The sequence below is a fragment of the Pseudoalteromonas sp. L1 genome, assembly GCF_021728095.1.
Lineage (GTDB): Bacteria > Pseudomonadota > Gammaproteobacteria > Enterobacterales > Alteromonadaceae > Pseudoalteromonas.
This window is the reverse complement of the sequence record NZ_JAKKCT010000005.1, coordinates 91,586-118,338: the sequence shown is the minus strand read 5'-3', so window position 1 is coordinate 118,338 and position 26,753 is coordinate 91,586. Positions and strand designations below refer to the sequence as shown.

General features: G+C 41.4%; 22 protein-coding genes. 17 read left to right on the top strand and 5 right to left on the bottom strand.

Annotated elements, in window-relative coordinates; genetic code table 11:
- Positions 1 to 12: 12 nt before the first annotated feature.
- Positions 13 to 1,491 carry a membrane-bound lytic murein transglycosylase MltF gene (mltF, locus tag L3V38_RS15645; RefSeq protein WP_237119959.1) on the bottom strand — a complete coding sequence of 493 codons (1,479 nt, stop codon included), beginning with the start codon at positions 1,489 to 1,491 and terminating at the stop codon, positions 13 to 15.
- Positions 1,492 to 1,801: 310 nt separating this feature from the next.
- Between mltF and purL the strand changes: the two genes are divergently transcribed.
- The 4 genes from purL to L3V38_RS15625 all read left to right on the top strand — a co-directional run bounded on the left by purL (position 1,802) and on the right by L3V38_RS15625 (position 8,804).
- A complete protein-coding gene (gene purL, locus L3V38_RS15640) occupies positions 1,802 to 5,686 on the top strand; it encodes a phosphoribosylformylglycinamidine synthase (protein WP_237119958.1) in 3,885 nt (1,294 codons plus the stop codon).
- 141 nt (positions 5,687 to 5,827) lie between these two features.
- Positions 5,828 to 8,284, top strand: a complete 2,457-nt coding sequence (locus tag L3V38_RS15635; RefSeq protein WP_237119957.1) for a YdbH domain-containing protein — start codon at positions 5,828 to 5,830, stop codon at positions 8,282 to 8,284.
- Positions 8,277 to 8,459, top strand: a complete 183-nt coding sequence (locus tag L3V38_RS15630) for a YnbE family lipoprotein (protein ID WP_062568706.1) — start codon at positions 8,277 to 8,279, stop codon at positions 8,457 to 8,459. Before L3V38_RS15635 ends, L3V38_RS15630 begins: the two co-directional genes overlap by 8 nt.
- 9 nt (positions 8,460 to 8,468) lie before the next feature.
- Positions 8,469 to 8,804, top strand: coding sequence for a YdbL family protein (locus tag L3V38_RS15625; protein WP_130149468.1), 336 nt, complete (start codon positions 8,469 to 8,471; stop codon positions 8,802 to 8,804).
- A gap of 35 nt (positions 8,805 to 8,839) precedes the next feature.
- Here L3V38_RS15625 and L3V38_RS15620 read toward each other — a convergent pair whose 3' ends face one another.
- A complete protein-coding gene (locus tag L3V38_RS15620; protein WP_130149640.1) occupies positions 8,840 to 9,382 on the bottom strand; it encodes a DUF1415 domain-containing protein in 543 nt (180 codons plus the stop codon).
- Positions 9,383 to 9,422: 40 nt separating this feature from the next.
- Entirely contained in the window at positions 9,423 to 10,682 is a 1,260-nt protein-coding gene (waaA, locus tag L3V38_RS15615) for a lipid IV(A) 3-deoxy-D-manno-octulosonic acid transferase (protein ID WP_237119956.1), read from the bottom strand.
- A 155-nt stretch (positions 10,683 to 10,837) separates the two neighbouring features.
- On the opposite strand from waaA, the gene L3V38_RS15610 reads away from it, so the two are divergent.
- The 5 genes from L3V38_RS15610 to L3V38_RS15590 all read left to right on the top strand — a co-directional run bounded on the left by L3V38_RS15610 (position 10,838) and on the right by L3V38_RS15590 (position 18,623).
- Positions 10,838 to 12,325, top strand: coding sequence for a capsule assembly Wzi family protein (locus tag L3V38_RS15610; protein ID WP_237119955.1), 1,488 nt, complete (start codon positions 10,838 to 10,840; stop codon positions 12,323 to 12,325).
- Positions 12,326 to 12,357: 32 nt separating this feature from the next.
- Entirely contained in the window at positions 12,358 to 12,948 is a 591-nt protein-coding gene (locus tag L3V38_RS15605; protein WP_130149471.1) for an SIS domain-containing protein, read from the top strand.
- Positions 12,948 to 14,390, top strand: coding sequence for a bifunctional D-glycero-beta-D-manno-heptose-7-phosphate kinase/D-glycero-beta-D-manno-heptose 1-phosphate adenylyltransferase HldE (gene hldE / locus L3V38_RS15600; RefSeq protein ID WP_237119954.1), 1,443 nt, complete (start codon positions 12,948 to 12,950; stop codon positions 14,388 to 14,390). Before L3V38_RS15605 ends, hldE begins: the two co-directional genes overlap by 1 nt.
- A gap of 888 nt (positions 14,391 to 15,278) precedes the next feature.
- Entirely contained in the window at positions 15,279 to 17,543 is a 2,265-nt protein-coding gene (gene katG / locus L3V38_RS15595; RefSeq protein WP_276574295.1) for a catalase/peroxidase HPI, read from the top strand.
- 60 nt (positions 17,544 to 17,603) lie between these two features.
- Positions 17,604 to 18,623, top strand: a complete 1,020-nt coding sequence (locus tag L3V38_RS15590; RefSeq protein WP_237119953.1) for a cytochrome c peroxidase — start codon at positions 17,604 to 17,606, stop codon at positions 18,621 to 18,623.
- Positions 18,624 to 18,640: 17 nt separating this feature from the next.
- On the opposite strand, the gene L3V38_RS15585 is transcribed toward L3V38_RS15590, so the two are convergent.
- Positions 18,641 to 19,363 carry a 3-deoxy-D-manno-octulosonic acid kinase gene (locus L3V38_RS15585; protein WP_130149475.1) on the bottom strand — a complete coding sequence of 241 codons (723 nt, stop codon included), beginning with the start codon at positions 19,361 to 19,363 and terminating at the stop codon, positions 18,641 to 18,643.
- Between the two features lie 126 nt (positions 19,364 to 19,489).
- Here L3V38_RS15585 and L3V38_RS15580 point away from each other — a divergent pair, with 126 nt between their 5' ends.
- The 6 genes from L3V38_RS15580 to glpG all read left to right on the top strand — a co-directional run bounded on the left by L3V38_RS15580 (position 19,490) and on the right by glpG (position 24,721).
- Complete coding sequence (locus tag L3V38_RS15580) at positions 19,490 to 20,551, top strand: glycosyltransferase family 9 protein (protein ID WP_237119952.1); 1,062 nt, start codon at positions 19,490 to 19,492, stop codon at positions 20,549 to 20,551.
- Positions 20,548 to 21,099: a D-glycero-beta-D-manno-heptose 1,7-bisphosphate 7-phosphatase gene (gene gmhB, locus L3V38_RS15575; RefSeq protein ID WP_237119951.1), complete on the top strand. Its 552-nt coding sequence runs from the start codon at positions 20,548 to 20,550 to the stop codon at positions 21,097 to 21,099. Before L3V38_RS15580 ends, gmhB begins: the two co-directional genes overlap by 4 nt.
- A 159-nt stretch (positions 21,100 to 21,258) precedes the next feature.
- The gene (locus tag L3V38_RS15570) at positions 21,259 to 22,455 is read left to right on the top strand and encodes a glycine C-acetyltransferase (protein WP_062568717.1); all 1,197 of its coding nucleotides are present in this window, start codon (positions 21,259 to 21,261) and stop codon (positions 22,453 to 22,455) included.
- Positions 22,456 to 22,510: 55 nt separating this feature from the next.
- Complete coding sequence (gene tdh / locus L3V38_RS15565; protein WP_062568718.1) at positions 22,511 to 23,536, top strand: L-threonine 3-dehydrogenase; 1,026 nt, start codon at positions 22,511 to 22,513, stop codon at positions 23,534 to 23,536.
- A 55-nt stretch (positions 23,537 to 23,591) separates the two neighbouring features.
- Positions 23,592 to 23,909, top strand: coding sequence for a thiosulfate sulfurtransferase GlpE (glpE, locus tag L3V38_RS15560; protein ID WP_130149478.1), 318 nt, complete (start codon positions 23,592 to 23,594; stop codon positions 23,907 to 23,909).
- The gene (glpG, locus tag L3V38_RS15555; protein WP_237119950.1) at positions 23,906 to 24,721 is read left to right on the top strand and encodes a rhomboid family intramembrane serine protease GlpG; all 816 of its coding nucleotides are present in this window, start codon (positions 23,906 to 23,908) and stop codon (positions 24,719 to 24,721) included. The genes glpE and glpG overlap by 4 nt, the downstream gene beginning before the upstream one ends.
- Before the next feature lie 37 nt (positions 24,722 to 24,758).
- Here glpG and L3V38_RS15550 read toward each other — a convergent pair whose 3' ends face one another.
- Positions 24,759 to 25,166, bottom strand: a complete 408-nt coding sequence (locus L3V38_RS15550; RefSeq protein WP_130149480.1) for a flagellar basal body-associated protein FliL — start codon at positions 25,164 to 25,166, stop codon at positions 24,759 to 24,761.
- A gap of 165 nt (positions 25,167 to 25,331) precedes the next feature.
- Here L3V38_RS15550 and L3V38_RS15545 point away from each other — a divergent pair, with 165 nt between their 5' ends.
- A complete protein-coding gene (locus L3V38_RS15545) occupies positions 25,332 to 25,877 on the top strand; it encodes a chorismate lyase (RefSeq protein WP_237119949.1) in 546 nt (181 codons plus the stop codon).
- Positions 25,874 to 26,752, top strand: a complete 879-nt coding sequence (ubiA, locus tag L3V38_RS15540) for a 4-hydroxybenzoate octaprenyltransferase (protein ID WP_237119948.1) — start codon at positions 25,874 to 25,876, stop codon at positions 26,750 to 26,752. The genes L3V38_RS15545 and ubiA overlap by 4 nt, the downstream gene beginning before the upstream one ends.
- Position 26,753 lies beyond the last annotated feature (1 nt).

Below are 26,753 nucleotides of genomic sequence, written 5' to 3'. Positions count from 1 at the left end.
CTGCAGTATCGGTTAGTTATTGTTTAACTTGTTTTGTTCAGTATTAGCTGCTTGTTGCTCATTATCAGGTTTAGCCTGTTTATTGTTATTATCTGGTAAGTTAGGGGCTTCTTGTTGCGTTATAGCTTCTTCATCACTCGGGTTTGAAATAGCGTCGTTTTCATCAAGCCAAACCAAAGCGTCATAGTAACGACGAATATTATCAACATATTTCACTGCAACATCGCCCCGGGCATAGCCATATTTAGTTTTACGGTAATAGCGTTTTTTAATTAAAAGCGGTAAACGTTTTTTCACATCAGCCCATTTATCAGGGCTGGCACCTTCTTGCTCGGTAATAATACGCGCATCATTTACATGCCCCCAACCTACATTATATGAAGCGAGTGCAAACCATGTACGGTCAGGTTGTGGAATTCGCTCAGGGATCCAAGAGATTAGTTGGGCTAAATATTCAGCGCCACCTTTGATATTTTGTTCCGGTGCTAAACGGTTGGTTACGCCAACTTGTTTGGCTGTAGCTTGAGTTAACATCATGATACCACGAACCCCAGTAGGCGATTTAGCCTTGGGATTCCACATTGATTCTTGATAGCTCAGTGCAGCAAGTAAGCGCCAGTCAATATTTCCAGCGTATTGTTCAAACCAAGGCTGATATTTAGGTAATGTTTCTTTAATCGCTTCGATATAGGCAAGGGTATTTACATAGTTAAATTGGCGCACATGGCCAAAGTACTTTTCTTCAAGCACGTAAAGCTGGTTCGTTTGTTTTATATTGCCGAAAAAAGGCACCATTAAAGCATATAAAGAGTCATCACCATCTTTTCTTAAAACCCATGCAATTGGATCGTTTCGGGTGACCGAAAAGCCAATGCTTAAATTAGGATGGTAACGGCGAAACAATGACAATGTATGCGAGTCAGCGAGGGTGTAGTCAATCTCACCATCAATCACAGCTTGCAATAACTCTTCTTCATCCATGTCCTCTGTTTCATTCCAGCTCAAAGTTGGGTGAAGTTGTTTTAATTGCTGTAAAGCAAGTGAGTGACTGCTTTTTGCAAGCACGGTTAAGTTGCCAGTTAAATCGTCGAATTCGCGGGGGCGAACACGACCTTGTTTGTAAACTAGTTTCTGACTAATGGTACGATAAGTTGGACCGAAGCGATAATGCTTAGCGCGAATCGTATTGTACGTAAGTCCTGAAGCTATTACGTCTAAGTCGCCATTTTCTAAGCGGGAGAACATATCTGATAAGTTAAAAAAGGGCACCATTTCAAGCTCAACACCAACATAGTCAGCAAACTCTTGAGCAAGCTCATACTCGAAGCCTTGCACACCTTGTGGTGCTTGATAGTAATTACTCGCGCCAGCTAAAGTGCCAACTCTGATTTTATTCTGCGTTTTAATATGAGCTAGTTGCGAAGGCGGTTGTTGCATATCGCATGCACATAACATGAGCACTAAACTAAAAATAGCGAGTAACTTTTGCATAGATTATAAATGCCCCTTAAACCATTACCTTACCGTTATAGCAAAACTTCAAAGCTGCGTCACTTGGCGAATAGTTTTATATATCTATTTTAAATTAATAAAGGCATCAAGGTTGCAAATAGATAAGTCATACAGAACAAGAACCTGCGAAAAAATAACGCGTATTAAGGTACTTGATTGTTGCAAACATAAAAGCGGTTATGAAGATTATTTAAATAAAAGCGCAATTTTGAGTTAAATCTAGGCGTTATTTGCACTATAATACGCGCCTAAAATATCGTTCAATCCCTAACCCCGGATGAAAATACCTATGTTGATCCTTCGTGGTGCACCAGCACTTTCCGATTTTAGAGTTCAGAAAATTTTAGCGCGTTGCCAACAGGCACAACTTCCAGTCACTGACGTTTATGCCGAGTTTATGCATTTTGCTGATCTTACTGCTGAACTTTCAGCCGATGAGCAAACAAAGCTAGAAAAGCTGCTTACTTATGGTCCAACGATTGCCGAGCATACCCCTGCTGGCACGTTAATTCTTGTAACGCCGCGCCCTGGTACTATCTCGCCTTGGGCATCAAAAGCAACTGATATCGCACATAACTGTGGCTTAAGCCAAGTTCACCGTGTTGAGCGTGGTATTGCATACTACGTTGAAGGTCAGCTGTCAGCTGAGCAAACAGCTGAAGTTGCAGCGTTATTACATGACCGTATGACTGAAGCTACGCACGCGGATATGGCTGATGCAGCTAAATTATTCCGCCATGATGAGCCGCGTCCAATGTCATCAGTTGACATTTTAGGTGGTGGCCGTGAAGCACTTGCTAAAGCAAACGTTGAGCAAGGTTTTGCGCTTGCAGATGACGAAATTGATTACTTGGTAGAAAACTTCCAAAAGTTAGGGCGTAACCCGAACGACATCGAATTATTCATGTTTGCACAAGCAAACTCTGAGCATTGTCGTCACAAAATCTTTAACGCTGATTGGACAATTGATGGCATCGAACAGCCAAAATCATTGTTCAAAATGATCAAAAACACCTACGAGCAAAATCCTGAAAACGTGTTATCTGCCTATAAAGATAATGCAGCGGTAATGAAGGGTTCAGTAGCGGGTCGTTTCTTCCCAAACAATGAAGGCGAGTATGCATACCATCAAGAAAACATCGAAATCTTGATGAAAGTTGAAACGCACAATCACCCAACAGCGATTGCGCCATTCTCAGGTGCATCGACAGGTTCGGGTGGTGAGATTCGTGATGAAGGTGCTACAGGCCGTGGTTCTAAGCCTAAAGCGGGTTTAGTTGGCTTCACTGTATCTAACCTACGTATTCCTGGTTACGAGCAGCCATGGGAAACAGACTTCGGCAAACCTGGTCGTATCGTTAATGCACTGGATATTATGACTGAAGGTCCATTAGGTGGCGCGGCATTCAATAACGAATTTGGTCGTCCTAACTTACTTGGTTACTTCCGTACATACGAAGAAAAAGTATCAAGCCATAATGGTATCGAGGTACGTGGTTACCACAAGCCAATCATGCTTGCAGGTGGTTTAGGTAACATTCGTTCTGAGCATGTTCAAAAAGGTGAAATCCCTGTAGGTGCAAAACTTATCGCACTAGGTGGTCCGGCAATGAACATTGGTCTTGGTGGTGGTGCTGCGTCTAGTATGACATCAGGCCAATCAAACGAAGACTTAGACTTTGCATCGGTACAACGTGAAAACCCAGAAATGGAACGTCGTTGTCAGGAAGTTATCGATAAATGTTGGCAGCTAGGTGATGCAAACCCAATCGCTTTCATCCACGATGTGGGTGCAGGTGGTCTTTCAAACGCATTCCCTGAGCTTGTAGACGACGGTGGTCGTGGTGGTAAATTCCAACTTCGTGACATTCCAAACGATGAGCCGGGCATGGCACCACACGAAATTTGGTGTAACGAATCTCAAGAGCGTTACGTATTAGCGGTTGCTGCTGAAGATTTCGCGCGCTTCGAAGCAATCTGTAAACGTGAACGTGCACAATACGCGGTTATTGGTGAAGCGACAGAAGAGCGTCACTTAACGGTTGAAGATAGCCACTTCGGTAACAACCCTGTTGATCTTCCGCTTGATGTTTTACTTGGTAAAGCACCAAAAATGCACCGTGAAGTGGAATCGAAAAAAGCGCAATCACAGCCATTAGACGTTGCTAACATTGATGCGGCAGATGCTGCACAGCGTTTATTACGCTTACCAACGATTGCTGAGAAAACATTCTTAATCACCATTGGTGACCGTACGGTAACGGGTTTAGTTGCGCGTGACCAAATGGTCGGTCCTTGGCAGGTGCCAGTAGCAAACTGTGCGGTAACAGCCGCTGCGTTTGATACTTACCACGGTGAAGCAATGTCACTAGGTGAGCGCACTCCAGCTGCACTTTTAAACTACGGTGCTTCTGCTCGTTTAGCTGTGGCTGAGTCACTAACAAACATCGCGTGTGCTAACATCGGTGGCCTTGAAAATATTAAGCTATCTGCAAACTGGATGGCGGCAGCTGGTCACCCAGGCGAAGATGCAGGTCTTTTTGAGGCTGTTAAAGCGGTGGGTGAAGAGCTTTGTCCGGCACTTGGTTTAACTATCCCTGTGGGTAAAGACTCAATGTCGATGAAAACTCAATGGGATGAAAACGGTGAGCAAAAATCAGTTACTGCACCATTATCACTGATCATTACTGCCTTTGGTCGTGTTGAAGATGTGCGTAAAACAGTAACGCCACAGCTACGTACTGATAAAGGTGAGTCATCACTATTATTAGTTGATTTAGGTGCGGGTCAAAACCGTATGGGCGCATCAAGCCTTGCACAGGTTTATAAGCAACTAGGTGATGTAACACCTGATGTTGATAACCCAGCACTATTAAAAGGCTTCTATGAAGCAATGCAAGCGCTTGTTGCTGATAACAAGTTACTTGCTTACCATGACCGTTCTGATGGTGGTTTATTCACGACTATCGCTGAAATGGCATTTGCTGGTCACACAGGTGTAACTGTTGACCTTGCTGGCTTAACAGGTTCAGACATCGAAGCGCTTTATAATGAAGAGCTAGGTGCGGTTATCCAAGTGGCAAACGCTGATTTAGACGCAGTGAAAGCAGTTCTTGCAGATCACGGCTTAGCAGCTATCAGCCATGAAATTGGTGTACTAAACGCTGATGACCGCGTGGTATTCACTCGTGGTGATGATGTGGTTCTTAACCACACGCGTACCGAGCTTCGTACGATTTGGGCAGAAACAACTTACCAAATGCAGGCACGTCGTGATAACCCTGAGTGTGCTAAGCAAGAATTTGATGCGAAGTTTGACGCAAAAGACCCAGGTCTTAACGTAAAACTAAGCTTTGACTTAAACGAAGATGTTGCAGCGCCTTACATTGCAACTGGTGCGAAGCCGAAAATGGCGATTCTACGTGAGCAAGGTGTTAACTCTCACTTAGAAATGGCTGCGGCATTTAACCGTGCAGGCTTTGCTGCGGTTGACGTGCACATGAGCGACATTCTTGAAGGTCGTTTAACACTTGAGCAATTTAAAGGCTTAGTGGCATGTGGTGGTTTCTCTTACGGTGACGTATTAGGCGCAGGTGAAGGCTGGGCTAAGTCAATCTTATTTAATGAGATGGCGCGTGAGCAGTTCCAAAGCTTTTTCCACCGCGAAGATACATTCAGCTTAGGTGTGTGTAATGGCTGTCAAATGCTTTCAACATTGAAAGAATTGATCCCAGGCACTGAGCACTGGCCACGTTTCGTAACGAATAAGTCAGAGCGTTTTGAAGCTCGCTTTAGCCTTGTAGAAGTGCAAGAAAACCCATCGGTATTCTTTAATGGTATGGCTGGTTCACGTATGCCTATCGCTGTTTCACATGGTGAAGGTCATGCTGAGTTCGCAAACGCTGATGCAGTTAAAGCAGCGCTTGAGTCAGGTACTGTGGCAGTGAAGTTTGTTGATAACTACGGTAACCCAACAACGCAATACCCAGCTAACCCGAATGGCTCACCAGAGGGTATCACAGGTATTACTTCTACTGACGGTCGTGCAACGGTGATGATGCCGCACCCAGAGCGTGTATTCCGTACGGTTGCTAACTCATGGCACCCAGATGAGTGGCGCGAAGATAGCCCATGGATGCGTATGTTCCGCAACGCTCGTAAAAACGTTGGCTAGAACTTAGTTATGTACCTAGCTATACAAGCTAGGTTCATACAAACCGTTTAAACTAAAAAGGCTGCACTATCATGTGTGGCCTTTTTGTTTATAATGACGCTAGTTGCTAGTAAGTGTAAGTTCAAAGGCAAGGAGAGTTTTTTGAGTTTTAAGCGAGCGTGTATTGGGTTGCTAGGGATCGTGCTAAGCATGGCACTGCTGGCGTATCTGTTCAGACTACCGCTGACATCGTGGTACTTAACGCCTATGCTCAGTAAAAATGGCGTTGCGCTTCACTGTGTTGATTGGTCATTAACTCGCAAGCTTGATTTGAATATCGAGAAATTATGCTTAACCTACCAAGGACAGCAAATTGAGTTAGCTGGCATTATTGCGAATAAGCAACAGGTTAGTGTTTCTCGCGCTAACCTCATCGTTAGTGGCCTTACAAATAAACAACAACCAGACGCTTCACAGACTGAATTTAAAAAGCTTACCTTGGTATTACCCGAGCAAAGACCGCTAATAAGCATTGAGCAGCTTGATGTAGTCTCACCGTTTACCGACACCCCTGTTAGGTTGGCAATACATGAAAAACGCCTAAATCATTTTACGGTTTCACGTGACCTTAACGCAGACGTTGCAATATCTAATTATGAAGTCAAAGCCAATATTGCCCTTGATGATAAAATAGCTGAGCGATTCATTGAGTTACCAAAAGATAGCCATTTTATCAGCGAGTCACAGCTTAGGTTTGATGGTATTACGATTGCGATTGAAAGCGTAATTAATGCAAATTATCAGCACGCTTTCGAGCAATGTGAGTTAAGTTTTACTACTCAAGGACAAGCAAGTGCTAAGTACCAATTAAATCAACAGCATCTATACGCGGATTTATCCGCTTTACAAAATCAACTTAGTGCAAACCGAGACTGCTTAAACACCATCGCAGACCAACAACATCAATCATTTATTGAAGCGCAGTTCCCGCTTAATTGGCAGTTACAAATTGAACAGCCTGTAACTGTTGAAGGTGAGCGGCTATCAGTCCCAATCGTAAAACTGCTAACAACTGAAGGGCAAAGTGAGGTTACAGTGAGTAATACAACACTTTCTTTGCTGGATCCGCTCGCATCACTTAATAGCCAAGTTGGCATTGATTTTATTAGTAGAGATATTGATGAATTTAAGCTCAGTGCGCATTTGAATGAAAAAAACGTTACTGCAGATTTTCAGCTGTCATTGGATTCACACCCTGCATTTTTAGATTTTAAGGCTGATGGTATTCAGGTTAGTGGCAAGTTGAGTGTTAATGAATTGCTCTCTAAGCCTACAGTTGGAAAACTCACCGCAGATGTAAGTGCTAAAAATGTGCTTTTAGCAGATCTAAAAATAACTGAGTTTACTAGCCATATTGATACTCAACTAAGTGATGAGCAACACTTAAGTGCTAAAGTAAGTAGTCAAGCTAAGTCTATAAATTACAATGAGATTCAAGTTTTGAAAATCAATAATGAGCTCAGTGTAAATAGTGACTTAAGTGTGGGTGAATTATTTGCCGATATTGATGCCAAAACCACAGCAGCTCAATTAATAACTCCAAAAATTACCTTAAATAAGCTCTCAATAGTAACTAACGCTTTGCAAAGCAGAGCCTTACAAGCAACGCATCATGTGTTTGCAGATGGCTTGGAGGCGCTTGTCAGCCATCATATGTCCAAGGTTGCGCATCCATTTGAGTTAGTGATACCAGAACAAGCTATAGCAAAGTTCAACCCTATCATTTCCCAATTCGAACCGCTCGTGACAATTACTGATGGTGTTGTTTCAGGGATTATAAAAGGCGATGTAAATTTACAGCAGGCAAAGGGTGATATTCGGATCGCAAAATTAGCAGCGCTATATAATGATTACCTTGCTAATGACTTTAATGTAGATATTGAAGGTGCGTTTAATTCAGGGCAGCTTAATATTGTGCCAACTAAATTTACACTTAATGAACTGCGAGCGGGTGCCGTTGTAAAAAAAGTACAAGGTCGGTTAAATCTTGATAATAATGAGCCTTGTGTATCAAAGGTGACAGGGCATGTGTTAGGCGGATCGTTTGTTGTCAATCAATTTTGTCCATTGCTTGATAGTCAAACTGTCACGGCTAAATTTGAGAATATAGATGCTAGTAAGCTCGTCACCCTAGATGCAGAGTCAGGTATTAGTTTATCAGGGCGACTGGCAGGGACACTGCCTGTTACGATAAATAAGCAAGGTATTGCAGTAAAGCAAGGGCAGTTAGTGAACCAAGGAGAGGGTAAGCTGCTGATCACTAATAACGCTGGCTTCGAAGCGGTAAAAGCGCAGCAACAAGAGTTGAGTACGACACTGAGTTTGTTAGAAAACTTAGCTATTAAACAGCTAAAAAGTAGCGTAGATTTAAAGCCTGATGGTTGGTTGCACTTAGGTGTAAACTTACAAGGCTATAATGAACAACAGCAACAAGCGGTTAATTTTAATTATAACCATGAAGAGAACGTCTTCACCTTATTAAGGGCGTTGCGCTTAAGTGACGAAATTACTCAAAGAGTTGAAAAAGAGTATGCAAAAAAAGGAAGCAATAATGGCTAAATGGTTAGTAATGCTAACAGCTTTAGGGCTTTTAAGTGCCTGTACTCACCGTGTAGAGGTGGCAGCGAAAGAGCCAATTACAATCAACTTAAACGTAAAAGTTGACCATGAGATCCGCGTTAAAGTGGATAAAGAACTTGATACCCTGTTCAGTGATGATAGTGAATTATTCTAAGGAGCAAACATGCGTAAATTACAACTTAAAAAATTGAATGTGATCACTTTAATTAGTGCTGTTTGTTTATCATTTTCTGCTTGGGCAATTAGCCTAGATGATGCAAAAAACCAAGGATTAGTAGGTGAAGATAGCTCGGGTTATTTAGGCTTAGTGGTAAATAATAGTGAAGCGAAAGCACTTATTAACGATATAAATGCCAAGCGTAAAGAACAGTATTTAAAGCTTGCGAAAAAGAATAATTTGTCTTTGTCGCAAGTGGAAGCCCTTGCAGCAGCAAAAACCATCGAGAAAACAAAGTCTGGCCATTATATTGAAGTAAATGGTGAGTGGGTTAAAAAATAGTCTTTGAACTAACTAAAAAGCCAGCAATGCTGGCTTTATTTTTTATTAATACAGTTTTGTAGTAACTGTTGCCAAAAGTCGATGCCTTTACGTCTTGCAAGTTTAATATTATGCTCTGGGATAGACTCAGGTTCATCGTAGTTTTCTAGCGCTTCGCTCATGCTGGCTTCACGAATTAAATGCAGTGTTGGGTAAGGTGCACGATTGGTGTAATTAGCAGCATCACTGTCATCACTGTCAGCAAATACATAGTCAGGATGAAAGTTGGCTATTTGATATTTACCTTCATACCCTTGCGCAGCTAAAAGTGCATTGGCTAAATCGACTAAATCTAAGAACTCTTCAAAATCCTTAAAGCCTTGCTCAAACATCAAAAGGGTTGTTTCGCGCTGTGCTTGTTGGTCTAGCTCGTTACACTCGTGAAGCATATCCATTACCGCATCATCAATCGTTACTGACTGACTGATTTGATAATGAATGCAATTGCTTTCAACTTCTTTACGGGCAAAGGGGCAAAAATTGTATTTTACAATTACGCTGGATACCCATTCGCGCATTTGTTTTTCTGGGCGATTCATAGTGTGCTTTGAACTCACGTTATTTCTCTATTTATCTATTCTAACTTTCTAAGTAAAGCTCAATTAAATTGACAGTTTTGCTAATAGCACCTTGGTTATTAGCGACGCATTTTGCAGCTTGTTGACCAAGCTTAATAGTCTCTTGTACATCAGTACTCAAAGCGATAAGCGTATCAGCAAGGTGATTTTCATCGGTAACGGTTTTAGCTCCTAAAGCACTAATCAGCTCAGGATAAATATGGTCAAAGTTATAAGTATGAGGGCCTGCTAATACGCCAACAGAAAACGCAGCTGACTCTAATGGGTTATGGCCGCCTCGTTCTATTAAACTACCGCCAACATAGCTGATGTTTGCCACACCATATAAGCATTGTAACTCACCTAACGTGTCTGCTAGCACAACTTGTTGGTTGTTATAGTTATCTTCACTGCGACGACTAAAGCTCAAATTTGAACTTTTTAATATTTCCGCAACTTTATCAAACTGCTCTGGGTGTCGCGGAGCAATAATCAAAAGAGCGTTGGGTAACGTTTTTAACAGCTTCTCATGAGCAGTTAAAATTAGCTCATGCTCAACGGGGTGAGTAGAGCCTGCAACCCAAATAAATCGCTCGTTGTTATATTGACTTTTAAGTGCAGCGACTTTAATTAATTGCTCATTTGTTGGCGTGATATCAAACTTAATAGAGCCAAATACTCGCACCTTTTCAGGCTTTAAACCAAGCTCAATGAAACGGTTCGCATCATCTTGGTTATGACTTGCAAGAGCGCTTATTGAATTCATAATCACTTTTGTTAGTGGCATCACCTTTTGATAACCCTGCTGTGATTTAACAGAAAGGCGCGCGTTTAAAATAAGCACTTTAATCCCACGTTTATTGCTTTGCGCCATTAAATTGGGCCACAGCTCTGTTTCCAAAATACACAGTACTTGAGGTTTAACTCGTTTTAAAAAGCGGTGAGTGGCGTCAGGAAAATCAATAGGTAAATAACAGCAATTAACAGAGTCTTGGAAGTTGTTTTTTATTTGCTCACGGCCCGTCGGGGTATTGCATGTTACTAAAATACTTAAATTGGGATTGTGTTGTTTGATAGCTTTTATGAGCGGCGTTGCTGCAAGCACCTCACCAACCGATGCGCAATGAATAACAATATCTTGCTTTTTAGTTGCTAAAAAACCAAAGCGCTCCGCAAAATGATGACGATAACCGCCATTTTTTTTACCTCTTAGCACGTATAGATAGAAGATAATAAGCGGGCTAAGTATATATAAAATCAAAGAGTATAAAATACGCGCCATCACTGTGCCTACAACATAGATAAAACGCTATGATAACGTGGAACATAGCTCAGCTGAATAAAAATGTTAAAAACAGTTATCTTTAAGAGTTTTAAGTGTGTCGACGCGTCGAATTTGGTAATATTTCAAATACTTTGTATAGGGACTATGTAGTTATGAAATTAAAAATGATAAAAGCCTCAATTGTAGGTGTGTTACTTAGTTGTTCCTCCCCACTATTTGCAACGCCCACAGCCTACTTACCTATAGGCATGGACGCACAGCTTGATCATCAATTAGATACACTATTTGCACTTACCTCTGGGACACCGATGGCTAAACCTTATCGGTTGGCTGAAGTCGAGACAGCACTCACTAAACTAGAAAGCTCTGAGCCTGCATTGGTCGCAGCTATTCGCGCTAAGATTAAACCTTATCAAAGTGATGATGCTATAACTCGCGTCGGCGTGAAACTTCAGGTTGACTCTGATACCAGCAAACAAATAGCGAATCAGCGAGGTTTGAGTTCTGATGAGTGGGGGCAAGGCTTTTTTGAAGGCATATGGCGTGCGAACGATTACACATTAGTGCAAGTTGGTCTTGATTATCGTGCTAAAGCTAATAAGTTTGTAAATTACAACACATTCGTTAGTTTTGCTGGTGAAGATCTTCAATTAAATATTGGTTATAAAGAGCATTGGTTCTCACCATTTAAACACTCTGCGCAAGTGATTTCTACCAACGCAAAAACAGCGCCATCGGTATCGATAGGCATGGTTCAGCCAGCACATAATTGGTGGAATTTCGACTTTGAGCTGTACTATTCAGAATTAGAGCATGTTGATAACGGCATCCTTTATCAAAATGAGCTTCATAGTGGTACACCTAAGCTTGCAGGTACGCATTTTAGTATTGAGCCAGTCAATGGTTGGAAAATTGGTATCAACCGTATGATGCAATTTGGTGGTGGTCCTCGCAAGGTTGATGCAGGTGATGTGTTTGATGCATTTTTTGACCCTGCTGGAAACGACAACTCTGGCCTTACAGGGAGTAAAGATAACGAACTTGGCGATCAATACGCGACAATTACCAGTACCGTAAACTTTAATTGGGGCATGCCCATTGAACTTTATTTTGAGTATGGCGGTGAGGACACTAAAAACCATAAAAACTATCAATTTGGCAACACAGTAAGCAATGTGGGCTTTTTCTTACCGAAAATGACAGATGCCATGTCATTAAGGTATGAATATACCAATATGCACAGCCTATGGTATGTAAACGAAATTTATCCAGTTAACGGCAATACGGTGGGTGGATTTGTGACTGGCCACTATGCAGCTGATCAGCGTTATAGTGATTTTCATGCAGATGGCGTTGCGAAGGTTTATGCAGATGCGCCACCTACTCAAGTACATAGTATGGAACTTACTTACAATGAGAGCCTTAGTTCTTTATGGCGTGGTAAGTTAACCTTAATTGAAAACGAAAGTAATTATTTAAATGAATTTGGGCAAACAAGCGCAGACTATGAAAAAGCAGTTGAACTTCAATTGAGTAATACACGTCAATGGAATGAACACACACTCGAGACAACACTGACCTATGGTGAAGATGTGTTTGGAGAGAACTATACTTGGTTATCCGTTGCATTATTTTGGTAAGCGAAGCCGTTATTTATTTTTGAGGAATATCTATGTCTAATCTTGATTCTGTAGCGGCAAGCTACCTAGAGAGTTTAAACCGTCATCAAATGTTGTTTGAAACGATGGAAACCTATCACCCAGAAGTGATGCAGCTTCTTGAAGCATGCCATAGTACATTACAAGCTGGCGGAAAAGTGATTTGGTTTGGTAATGGTGGTAGTGCAGCCGATGCACAACATCTTGCTGCAGAGTTTGTCGTTCGCTATAAATTAGAGCGAGGCCCACTTGCTTCTATTGCGCTTACAACAGACACCTCTATTCTGACAGCACACAGTAATGACTACCACTTTGACACGGTATTTGAACGCCAAGTTCAAGCGCTATGTAAGGCTGATGACTTAGTGATTGGCTTAACGACTTCAGGCACGAGCCCTAATATTAATCTTGCGCTGGCTGCTGCAAATGAAATTGGTGCGTATACTGTGGCTTTAACAGGCCGTGATGGCGGTAAAGTGAAAGATATCGCAAAGTTACCGATTATTATTAAAAATGACGAAACAGCACGTATTCAAGAAGCGCACATGTTTATTGGTCATTGGTTGTGTGAAGCCATCGATATGGTTGTAGCGGAGCAAAAGTAATGGATTTAGCGTTACTAAAAAACCTTTCTAAAGCACGTATCTTGGTTGTTGGTGATGTCATGCTAGATAGATACTGGCACGGCGATTCAGGGCGTATTTCCCCAGAAGCGCCGGTACCTATCGTTAAAGTCAGCAAGTTTGAAGACAAGGCGGGTGGTGCGGCAAATGTTGCAAAGAATATAGCCCGTTTAGATGGCAAAGTAGGGTTGCTAGGTCTAGTTGGCGAAGATGAAAGTGGGCAGATCCTTGAAACAATTTTAAGCTCGGAAAAAATAGATTCTCAGCTAGTCAGTGTTTGTGAGCTTCCTACAATTTCTAAAATGCGTGTCATAAGCCGACATCAACAAGTTGTTCGCCTTGATTTAGAAGAAACCTTTACTGAACAGCACAGCCAATTATTACTTAACCGCTTAGAGTTAGTGCTTGATGATTACGATTTCGTATTGTTTTCAGATTACAATAAAGGTTCACTTAGCTTGATTCAAGCGATGATTCAGGTTGCTAAAAAAGCCGGAAAAACAGTACTTGTCGATCCAAAATCATCGGATCTTAATTTATATCGTGGTGCAGACTACATAACGCCTAATTTAAACGAGTTTAAACTTGCTGGTGGACAAACAGGTTCAGAGCAAAGCTTAACAGACAGCGCACGCATGCTTATTAGTGAAGCAGGTATTGCGGCTATGTTATTAACACGTTCAGAACAAGGCATGTCCTTGATAAGCGAAGCTGAAAAGTTTGATTTTGCAGCTCAAGAGCTTGAAGTGAGTGATGTTACCGGAGCGGGAGATACGGTTATCGCGACCTTAGCGGTCATGTTAGGCGCAGGAATGACGCCTAAGGATGCTGTTGAAATTGCGAATCTTGCGGCGGGGATTGCTGTCAGTAAGCTTGGTGCCGCAACCGTGTCTCCTGAAGAGCTTAGCCGTAAACTTGGTCAATACTTACAGCAAACAGGTGAGCACTATCAAACGCCATTTGACGATGTTTTACAACATATTGAGTTTGCAAAACAAAATGGTGAGAAAATAGTCTTCACAAACGGTTGCTTTGATATCCTTCATGCAGGGCATGTGCGTTATTTAGCGCAAGCAAAGGCAAGAGGCGATCGCTTAGTTGTGGGCTTGAATAACGATGAGTCTATTTCGCGATTAAAAGGCCCTGAACGACCAATTAACCCATTACAAGAGCGTGCAATGGTATTAAGTGCACTTGCTTCTGTCGATTGGGTGATCCCATTTGGTAGTGTAGAAGAAAATGATACACCAGCCAAACTCATTGAAACGATCAGCCCTGATGTACTCGTCAAAGGAGGCGATTACACTGTTGAGCAAATTGCAGGTGCAGAGCATGTTTTGCGTCATGGTGGCAAAGTTGAAGTGCTTGAGTTTCTTGACGGGTGCTCAACCTCTAATGTGATTAGTAAAATTAAACAACCCTAACCCTAAAGTGGTGGGGTTTTCTCAATCCTTTACGAAGCAGCCAGCCTGTAGCTGATTTTTATAAAGGCTTTTACTTATTAATTAATAAGTAAAAGCCTGATTTAGATCAAGCAAGGGGTCAATTCAAGCCGAAAAATATGACTGCTATGATTAGTCTTTATAGTCATATTTTAATCTTATCTTTAAAGTAAGTTCTTACTTCCTAGTAAATTACAGCTAACTATAGAACTAAAGTTCTGTTTTTTGCTGCCTGTTTATCTTCATATTTAAAAGTCGCTTTTAACTTACTGATATTGTGTTCTATTTATTTTTCCTTTATCAATTTTTTAATTGTTAAAATTTAAAAATCAAAATTTTTATCGTTATTTTTTACTATTTATCTATTTTTAAAATTTTATACTCTGCTTTAGTTTCTAGTTGTTTATCATTATTTAATCAAGAAAATAAATTAATATAATCTATAAAATCGATTTTATTTAAACGTATTTTGCATCTAATGTATCTAAAAAAGGTCTGTCGTTGGTTAGGTTTTAGTACGTTGTTAATAATGAGGTTCTTTCATTTGTGCGACATAAAAACTCATGCACGGTATTGCATCGTGTAAGCAAATTTTGAGTTGCAGTAACTAACCACTTTCAGGGCTTTGCACAGCTTAAAACGTACCTACCACAAGTTACACATTAGCAGGTTAGAAGGGGTGGTAGGTCGTTTTATATCGTTTTTTCGATATGATGGAGGTTGGTTTTCATATTAGTTTATTTTTGTGAGTTTGAATTCTGTTGAGCTTAATTTCTCTAAATTTCTAATGTTTTAGTTTTAGATTATTTAGGTGTTTGGCTTGATTTTAAATAGGTAGTTTAAAAATTATATTAGTTTGAGGATTATGTTATGAATAACCGTATTGTTAGCAAGTACAGCTTAATAGCCAGTGCGCTGGCTATTATTATTAATTTTGAGGGGATTGCGGCTGAAGCTCAAATGAGCAAGCCTAAAGGCGCTGTTGGTAGCGGCCATATTGCTCAAAATCAGGCAAAATCAAACCTATTTTGGTGGCCAAATCAGGTTGACCTTGCCCCGCTGCGTGATCATGACTCTCGCTCTAACCCGTTGGGAGAAAACTTTGATTATAAGAAAGCATTTTCTAAGCTCGATATGAATGCATTGAAAAGCGATATTAATAAAACACTCACAGACTCTCAGGACTGGTGGCCCGCAGACTGGGGAAATTATGGTCCTTTCTTTATACGTATGACATGGCATGCCGCAGGAACTTATCGAACGCTTGATGGCAGAGGCGGAGCCGGTGGAGGCCAACAAAGATTTGATCCCCTAAATAGCTGGCCAGATAACGCAAGTTTAGACAAGGCGCGTCGACTACTTTGGCCAGTTAAACAAAAATACGGTGAACTTATTTCTTGGGGTGACCTTATAGTACTTGCAGGCAATGTGTCTCTTGAGAATATGGGCTTTAAAACATATGGTTTTGCCGCAGGCCGCCAAGACGATTGGGAGCCTGATATGGTTTATTGGGGCCCTGAAGTTGAAATGTTAGCAAGTGACCGACGAGAGGCTGATGGTAAATTAAAAAGACCTCTTGCAGCTGTTCATATGGGGTTGATTTATGTGAACCCTGAAGGGCCAAATGGTGTTCCTGATCCTGTTGGTTCAGCGGCTAACATCAGAGAATCTTTTGCCCGTATGGCGATGAATGACGAAGAAACGTTAGCACTTATTGCCGGTGGTCACACATTTGGAAAAATGCACGGTGCGCATAAAGCGGCAAAATGTATCGGCCCTGAGCCAGGTGCTGCTGGACTTGAAGAGCAAGGGTTAGGCTGGAAAAATAAGTGTGGTAAAGGCCACTCTGAAGACACTGTTACAAGTGGTCTTGAGGGAGCGTGGACGCAATCACCAACTCGCTGGACATCGCTTTACTTATCTAACCTTTTAAACTTTGAGTGGAAAAAAACAAAAAGCCCTGGTGGGGCGATTATTTGGGTACCAACGAATGAGTCTTTACATAAAGTGGTTCCAGATGCGCATGTTAAAGGAAAGTTCAATCCGCCAGTTATGACAACAGCTGATTTGGCATTGAAGTTTGACCCTGCGTATCGAAAAATTGCGGAAAGATTCCTAGCCGATCCAGAAGAATACCGCTTAGCATTCGCAAAAGCGTGGTACAAACTGACTCACCGTGATATGGGACCTCGAGATAACTATTTAGGTGATGCGTTTCCAAAAGAGAAGCTAATTTGGCAAGACCCAATAGACAAGCCAAGTTACAAACTGGTTAATGCAAACGACATTAAAACTCTGAAAAGTAATATTTTAAATTCAGGTTTAACCGTTTCCGAGTTAGTCAGAGTTGCGTGGACATCGGCTGCTTCTTATCGAAATTCAGATATGCGAGGAGGCGCTAATGGAGCACGCATTGCGTTACAGCCGCAAAAAGACTGGGCTGTGAATGCACCAAAAGACACTGCAAAAGTGATTGCTAAGCTGAAAAAAGTGAAAGATGACTTTAACAAAAAGTCGCGAGGAGGCCGTAAGATTTCTCTCGCAGATATAATTGTACTTGCAGGAGCTACAGGCATTGAAAAAGCAGCTAAAGAGGCTGGATTTAAGGTAACAGTGCCATTTTCACCAGGTCGAGGTGATGCAACCCAAGCGCAAACAGATATCAACTCGTTTTCTTTGTTGGAGCCTAAAGCAGATGGATTTCAAAATTATTATCAAAAAGGCTATTACAAATCTCCTACAGAGGCACTTGTTGATAAAGCTGACCAACTAGCGTTAACGGTACCTGAGATGACAGTGTTAGTGGGTGGAATGCGTGTACTTGGTGCGAATAATTCCAGCAAGCATGGTGTCTTTACTGATAAACCTGGTGTACTAAGCAATGACTTTTTCGTTAACTTATTAGATATGTCTACCAAGTGGAAACGAAATGGTGATATCTATGAAGGGGTAGATAGAAAAACTGATAAGCTTAAATATACAGCCACACCGGTTGATTTAATCTTTGGCTCATCAGCTGAGCTTAGAGCCGTTGCAGAGGTTTATGCTTTCGATACATCAAAAGAACGTTTTGTTAATGATTTTATCAAAGCATGGGTCAAAGTTATGCAGGCTGATCGTTTCGATCTCAAATAATTAAGTAATGCAACAAAGCGGTTTTATTTAAAGCCGCTTTTTTATTTAACTTGCAGCGATATGAATATTAACCAGTTGATTGTAGTCTTATTTAAGAAGCTAACACTTTTTATTGTGTTATCAGCTTCTTTAACTTTAAATACACTTGCAAAGCAAACCGATATAGAGGACAAAGCACTTCGTCAGAATGCATTATCTGTGTTTGGTGTTATTCCTGAAAAAATGCCACGCAGTGATGCAGACACGCCCGCATTAATTCAGTTAGGTAAAAAGCTTTATTTTGAAACACGTTTATCTAGCAACAATAGCCAATCCTGCAATTCATGTCACAACTTACTAAATGCAGGGCAAGGTCATGATGCTAAGGTTGTTTCAGTAGGTGCCTTAGGCATAAAAGGGCGCAGGAATGCCCCATCTACATGGAATGCTGGTTTTCAATTTGCCCAAAACTGGGATGCAAGGGCTGAAAATCTAGAGCAGCAAGCCAGCGAACCATTATTAAGTGAACATGAAATGGCGTTAGCTAGTAAGCAAGAGGCTGTTGATAAACTTAATGTTTTATACAGCAAAGAGTTTGAGCATGCCTTTGCTCGTTCAAGCCCTGCGCTCACTTTTGAAAATATAACCAAAGCGTTAGCAGCCTTTCAAAGAACATTGATCACAAAAGACCGATTTGACCGCTACCTGAATGGTGATAATGAGGCATTGACAGCGCAGGAGAAGCGAGGTCTTTTACAGTTTCAAGAGAATAGTTGTGCAAGTTGTCATAGTGGTCGTCTTTTAGGTGGGCAGTTCACAATGAAAATGGGGATCGTAAACCCATACCCTAATCGAGATGATAGGGGAATGGGGGAGGTGACCCATAGAAAAGATCATGATTATTTATTTAAGGTACCAAGTTTGCGAAATGTGGCAAACACAGCACCGTATTTTCATGACGGAGCTGCAGCAACGTTACAAGAAGCTATTCGTTTAACTGGTTGGCACCAATTAGGTAAAAAGCTCACTGAAGAAGAGGTTGAAAATATTGCTGCTTTCTTAGAAACCTTAAACAATGAAAATACTGTGAGCTTCCCATAAAAAGTGCACATATTTAGTTAATGTTTTAGTTGTGCTTGGTACTCACAAATGAGTAACTGCCAATCGCTTTGCTGCCAATGCATAACTTCGTTACGGCCTTGTTCTTTTGCAAATGAACGTGCCAAGCGTTTCATATTTTCTTGTTGCCAACTTGCTTCTGGTTGCTTGATTTCACCACGGTCGAAGTCAATAATGAAGACGTTACCGCTATCGTCAAATAAGATGTTATTGATGTTTAAATCTGCGTGATATACCCCGTGGTTATGAAATTCACTGAGTGTTGTTGCTACTTTTTTTAATTCATCCTGATTCAGGGCTCGTGTAATAAGTATATCGAGTAAGCTTTGTGCGCCTTTCACTGCTTGGGTAATTATATCGCCACGATAAATCAAGCCATGAGTTGTGACTTTCGCTGCTATTGGAGTGGGTACATTCAAACCCAATTCAGATAAGCGCATCATTAGCGAAAATTCTTTATACACACGCGTCTTTTCTAAACCTAAGTAAAGATACTGATCAGTTAAAAGTTTACCAACAAGGCCACCACGCCAGTAGTGCCTTAACACAGCGGTTAATTGATCATGTTTAAAAAACCAGGCTGTTGCACGGCCTTTTTTAGCACCCACAATTTTATTTTGTTGTTGCCAAAAGTCAGCATCAAACCACTCGCGCGTGAGTAACTGTGTATAAGCGGGGTGACAAAGTAGCGTGGTATTTTCTTGATGCAGAGTCTCAAACATAACAACTTAACGTATTAACGATCAATGCTTATTATAGTACCGTATTTTTGGCATTTCGTATAAGTACTTGCAATAGCACAAAGTTAATTTAAGATCGCATTTTATTTGCTGTTGCTAAGGGCACGTGTGACTCATTCAACCTCGTATTCAGAAATATGTATATTAAGGCTTTCGGCTATTGGTGATGTTTGCCATGCAGTATCGGCTGTGCAAGCTATTCAAAAAGCGCATCCTAAGGCAAAAATTACCTGGGTGATTGGTAAAATCGAAGCGATGTTACTGGCTGACTTACCAGGTGTTGAATTTGTGGTGTTCGATAAAAAACAAGGTAAGCAAGCTTACAAACAGCTTAAACAGGTTTTTAAAGGTCGACAATTTGATGTGTTACTACATATGCAAGTAGCACTGAGAGCAAACCTTGCAGCACGTTGTATTCCTGCCAAAATAAAAGTTGGCTTTGATTGGGCGCGAGCAAAAGAGTTACATAGCTTGTTTATTAATAAGCGCATTGCACCACAAGCCGAGGCTCATGTGTTGGAAGGTTTTAAAGGGTTTGCGAGCGCCATTGGTGTGCCTGACTATCAACCAAGCTGGCAGATGCCAATTACTGAGCAGCACCAGCAAGCTGCTGATAGGTTACTAGGTGAAGAGCGTTTAGCAGGGCGTATTTTTGTGATTTCACCTGCGGCAAGCAAAAAAGAGCGAAATTGGTTGCCTGAGCGTTATGCAGCACTTGCTGACTATGCTCACAATCAAGGTTTCTCGGTAGTGATTACGGGTGGCCCAACGCCGCTCGAAGAAACGCTTGCAGAGCAAATCATTAGTCACAGTAAGACGCCTATTTTGAATCTTGTCGGTAAAACTCAGCTTAAAGAGCTGTTATGTGTGTTAAAGCGCGCGTCTTTAGTGCTTGCTCCTGATACTGGCCCTGCCCATATGGCGGTTACGGTTGGCACGCCTGTGATAGGGTTATACGCTCATTCAAACCCAAAACGAACAGGTCCTTATTTGTACCAAGATTACGTGGTTGAGGTTTATCATCAAAACCTTGTTAAGCAAACGGGTAAAACAGCTGAACAATTACCATGGGGGACGCGTGTTAAAGGGGCAGATCTAATGACACAGATTAGTGTAGAAGATGTCACTTTAATGTTTGACCTTGTCGTATTGAAAGAGCAACTGAAATGAAGAAAGTATTATTTTTAGACCGTGATGGTGTGGTGAACATTGATCACGGTTATGTATATAAACCACAAGAGTTTGAATTTGTTGCCGGTGTGTTTGATGCCTGCAAAAAGTTTACTGATGATGGCTACGAAATTGTGGTGGTTACTAATCAATCGGGAATTGGTCGGGGCTACTATTCAGAGCAGGATTTTCATAATCTAACAGCTTGGATGAAAGACGAGTTCAAACGTCATGGCGTGCCTATTCTCGCGGTTTACTTTTGTCCACATCATCCAACAAAAGCGCAAGCGAGTTATTTGCAAGAGTGTGACTGTCGTAAACCTGCGCCAGGAATGCTTTTACAGGCTATTACTGAGCATGATATTGACCCTAAAAAAAGTATCATGGTTGGTGATAAGCTGGGAGATTTAATTGCAGCTGAAAGGGCAAGTATTGCCACGCGTGTATTGGTGCGTTCAGGGCAAAGTTACGCGGAGTCAACAGAACAACATGCTGATATCGTTTGTGAGTCATTAGCCGACTTACCTGCTCTGGTTTTACACTCATAGCAGGTAAGACCAGTTTTATTTCGCAAATCTGCACCCATTCAAGGCGTGCGACGAACTACAAACAGTGCAATTGTTCGCCTAAGCTTTTACAATAGGCGCAAATTTCACAGTCACAGCTAATCGGCTCTGATTACTTAAAAGATTATTTGGAGATTTCAGATGAGAGCATCTGCGTTTTTTAATCAGCTTCAGCAACAAATAGACGAAGTAAAAGCTGAAGGTCTATACAAAAGCGAACGTGTTATTACCTCACAACAACAGGCTCAAATTGAAGTTGCATCGGGTGATAAAGTTATCAACTTTTGTGCAAATAACTACTTAGGTCTAGCAAATAGCCCAGAGCTAATTAAAGCTGCGCAACAAGGTCTTGATGATCACGGTTTTGGTGTTGCATCAGTCCGTTTTATTTGTGGTACGCAAGATATTCATAAAACATTAGAAGAAAAGATTTCTGCGTTTTTAGAAACAGAAGATACCATTCTTTACTCATCATGTTTTGATGCAAACGCCGGTTTATTCGAAACTATCCTAGGCCCAGATGATGCAATTATCTCTGACGCTTTAAACCATGCTTCGATCATTGATGGTGTACGTCTTTGTAAAGCTAAGCGTTTCCGCTATGCCAATAACGACATGAGCGACCTTGAAAAGCAACTTATTGCTGCTGATGAAGCGGGTGCTAAAACAAAACTCATCGCAACAGACGGCGTTTTCTCAATGGACGGCGTAATTTGTAATCTTGAAGCGGTGTGTGACCTAGCTGATAAATATGATGCCTTAGTGATGGTGGATGACTCTCACGCGGTTGGTTTTGTAGGTGAAAATGGTAAAGGCACACCTGAGTACTGTGGTGTACTTGACCGTGTTGATATCATCACAGGTACCTTGGGTAAAGCACTGGGCGGCGCATCAGGTGGTTACACATCAGGTAAGAAAGAAATCGTTGAATGGTTACGTCAACGCTCGCGCCCGTATCTTTTCTCAAACTCACTTGCACCATCAATTGTTACAGCATCAATTAAAGTACTTGAAATGCTGAGCAATGGCGGCGAGTTACGCGCTAAGCTTTGGGACAACGCAAAATATTTCCGTGAACAAATGGAAGCGGCTGGCTTTACCTGTGCAGGTAAAGATCACGCGATCATTCCTGTGATGTTAGGCGATGCTAAAGTTGCCTCAGCCATGGCAGACAAATTACTTGCTGAGGGTATTTACGTAACGGGTTTCTCATTCCCTGTGGTACCTAAAGGTCAAGCACGTATTCGTACGCAAATTTCAGCGGCGCATACAAAAGAGCAATTAGACACTGCAATAGCTGCCTTTACCCGTATTGGTAAAGAAATGGGTGTTATCTAATTTTATTTCCTAAACCGAAGCCTTTGCTTCGGTTTTGTTTAATTGAGTGTGAATCATGAAAGCATTATCTAAATTAAAAGCAGAACCAGGAATTTGGATGACTGATGCGCCAAAGCCTGAAGTTGGTCATAACGATCTGCTTATTAAAATCCGCAAAACAGCAATTTGTGGAACAGATGTCCATATTTATAAATGGGATGAGTGGGCACAAAATACAATTCCTACGCCAATGGTCGTTGGCCACGAATATGTAGGTGAAGTGGTTGATATGGGCCAAGAAGTACGTGGTTTCCAAGTGGGTGACCGTGTATCGGGCGAAGGGCATATTACCTGTGGTCACTGTCGTAACTGTCGTGCTGGCCGTGTACATTTATGTCGTAACACCACAGGTGTTGGTGTTAATCGCGAAGGTGCATTTGCTGAATACCTTGTGATCCCAGCTTTCAACGCATTTAAAATTCCAGATAACATTCCTGATGAGTTAGCATCAATCTTTGACCCATTCGGTAATGCTGTACACACAGCGTTGTCGTTTGATTTAGTCGGTGAAGACGTGTTAATCACGGGGGCTGGCCCAATTGGTATCATGGCAGCCGCGGTTGCTAAACACGTTGGTGCACGTCATGTGGTTATCACTGACGTAAACGAATACCGCCTAGATTTAGCGCGTAAAATGGGCGCTACTCGTGCTGTAAACGTGGCAACTGAAAAGCTTGAAGATGTAATGAAAGAGCTTGGCATGACAGAAGGCTTTGATATTGGCCTTGAAATGTCGGGTGTGCCAGTTGCATTTAACAGCATGCTTAATAACATGAATCACGGTGGCAAAATCGCTATGCTAGGTATTCCACCTTCAGATATGGCGGTTGATTGGAACCAAGTTATTTTCAAAGGCTTAATTATCAAAGGTATTTATGGCCGTGAAATGTTTGAAACTTGGTATAAAATGGCCAGCTTAATTCAATCAGGCCTTGATCTGAAACCAATTATTACTCACCAGTTCTCTGTGGATGATTTCCAAGAGGGCTTTGATACGATGATTTCAGGCCAATCTGGTAAAGTAATCCTTAACTGGGATTAGTGCCGTTTATAGTGATAAGGCGGCAGATTGCCGCCTTTTTAGTTTAGAGAGTATTATGTCATATAAACATATTTCAGTAAGCGACACGTTTGCGCTTTTAGATAAAGAAGACGTTGTGATTGCCGATATTCGTGACCCTAACTCGTTTCAAACGGGTCACATTCCAGGCTCTGAGCATTTATCAAATGCTAATATTAGCGAGTTTATGATGAATAAAGAGTTCGATCAGCCAATCATTATTGTTTGCTATCATGGTGTGAGTTCTCAAGGTGCTGCGAGCTACTTAGTTGAGCAGGGCTTTGAAGATGTTTACAGTATGGATGGAGGCTTTACAGCTTGGCAAACACAACTTCCGGAGCATATTGAACGATGATTGAACTGGGCAGCATAAATAATCCTCGCGCAGCGCAGGGGTTTATTGACTATATTAAAAGCAAAGGCTTACAAGGTGAGCTTCGCTCTGAAGACGGTGAAACTGTCATTATTTGTGTTGCTCCAGAGCATTTCCATCAAGCTCAACCATTATGGCAAGAGTTTGCTGCAAATCCACATGATGAAAAGTATCTGCAAGCCTCTTGGCAAGTGGGTAGCACACAATCATCACTTTCTTACCAAGGTCAGTCGCTCAACCTAAAAACGCGTTTTAAAGCATTAAGCTGGCTCAATCGCACAGTCACGCTAGTATCAATAGCGATTTTTGTGGCTTTTTTACTCGGTGGTTTTGATACCATTTATCGGATGCTACAGTTTAATCCTGCGCAACCGCTTAGTTGGTTTACACCAGCAATCGTGCATTTTAGTGCTATCCATTTAATTTTTAATTTAATTTGGTGGATGACACTAGGTAATGACATTGAAAAGCGCAGTGGAAAGTTAACCTTAGTCGGCTTATTTTTAGTGACCGCATTTATTAGTAACTGGGCACAGTTTTTATTGGTTGGGCCTAATTTTGGTGGCTTGAGTGGCGTGGTCTACGGCTTGCTAGGCTTTTGTTGGATATACAGTGCAATGAGACCAACAGAGCCGCCTTTAGTCAGCAAGAGTATTGTTGGTTTTATGCTTGTTTGGCTAATTTTAGGCTTTGTTGAAATGTTACCTGTCAATATGGCTAACTGGGCGCATCTTGCGGGGCTTTTATCAGGTATGGCTTATGCTGTATCAGATAAGTTACTTTCGCGCCGTTAAAGTAATCTGTGACGGCGTTTGCCGTCACTTATTATGGCTAGTGATATAAGTATTTAGTGAACAATACTTCACGCACTATTTCTTGCCCAGTCTCTTGTTTTAAAAGTGTTTTTAACTTTTCAGTACAGCGCTTTCTTATTTCTTCTCGACCGGTAAGCGACTTGATGTTCTCTTCAGGCTCTTTAGAAAGAATTTCAACAATCGCATCACGCAGCAAAGGGGTATGATGTTCTACGACACGGATATCCGACATGTCATTGAGCATAAGATCGACCGTAATACGAACATAACCAAGCTTTTTGTTACCCTGGCCAATATAATTGGTAATTATGTCTGGTTCAAAACCAAAATAACCGACTTTTGAGTCGGCATGTGCCGAAAAACTAAGTGTTGCATTAACTGCTAATAGGCATATCAAATAAATTGATAATAACGATTTTTTCATAGTTAAAAATAGTCCACCCTTTCAATGGTTTTTAGTCTATACCCAAACTCACTAGAGATACAGGTTGTTGTAAGAATTTTAACTGTTGTTGATATTAAATGATGGCTTTTGCCAAACGTTTTGCAGTGATATCATTTGCGCGGTTTCTTAAAATACTGAGTTGTTGTGACTAAATTCCCAATATCATTAGTTGCCGATTGGCAATCGGCATCAGCCTACCCACATTTAACGCAGCAGCAACAAAGCTGGTTGCTAGAAGCGGGCTCATTGACCGCTAAGCTCAAAAGTCATTGCCAACAGTTTTCTGTTCATGTGCTCAATGAAACACCTTTTGACTTAACCACAGAGCAGCAAGCACTACTAAACACATCTTTAAGTCACGCATTAAACCGCGAAGTATTATTGCTTTGTGATAACAAGCCTATGGTATATGCGCAAAGTTGGTTGCCAGCAGATGATACCCTAAAAAAGCAACAGTTGTTAAGTATGGGGACAAGGCCTTTAGGCGATGTTATTTTCCAAGATCCCAGTCTTTTACGCACCGAAATTGAAGTGGCTGAATTTTCAGAGCAACACCAACTAGATTCTCTTATAAATGAGTTAGGTTTAGAACCGCAGATGTTATGGGGTAGACGCAGTGTGTTTTCGCTATCTCGTGCGCATTTTTTAGTTGCTGAAGTCTTCTTACCTGGAGCCTATATTTACTTATGAAATTAGCTGCATTACACATCGCACATATCCCTTACTATAAGCAATTGATGCGTACCGATAAACCAATAGGGACTTTGTTATTGCTTTGGCCAACATATTGGGCACTTTGGCTTGCGAATCAAGGCGCGCCTAGCGTGCTAAATTTTGTCGTATTTAGCCTAGGGGTCTTTGTAATGCGCAGTGCCGGTTGTGTGATTAATGATTACGCAGATCGTAAAATTGATGGCTCAGTAAAACGCACTGCACAGCGCCCATTGGCTGCGGGGTTAGTTTCAAGTGGTGAGGCTTTGAGTTTATTTGTGCTGCTTATTGCAGTGGCATTTGGCTTAGTGTTAATGCTCGGATGGTCAACGATATTGCTGTCGTTTGGCGCACTCGCGCTGGCATTTTGTTATCCATTTATGAAGCGCTATACTCAGTTACCCCAAGTCGTGCTTGGGGCAGCATTTAGTTGGGCTATCCCAATGGCTTATATGGCCTCGATTGGTTCAGTACCTGTAGAAGCATGGCTTTTATTTATTGCTAACCTTGTTTGGACTGTGGCTTATGACACCATGTATGCCATGGTTGATAGAGATGATGATTTGAAAATAGGTGTTAAATCAACAGCTATTTTGTTTGCGAGTTATGATAGGCACATTATCTTTTTACTCAATGCCTTGTTTGTAGCGATTCTTGCTTATATAGGCCTTAGTAACCAACTCGGTCTTTATTATTGGCTTGGATTGGCTGCTGGAGTTGGCTTTTTACTTTATCAACAAAAACTCATTCATGGCCGCGAGCGGGATCCTTGTTTTAAAGCTTTTTTAAATAATCACTATGTGGGTTTAGTGATATTTATAGGTTTAGCAGCTTCCTTGCCATTGCCATTTTAGC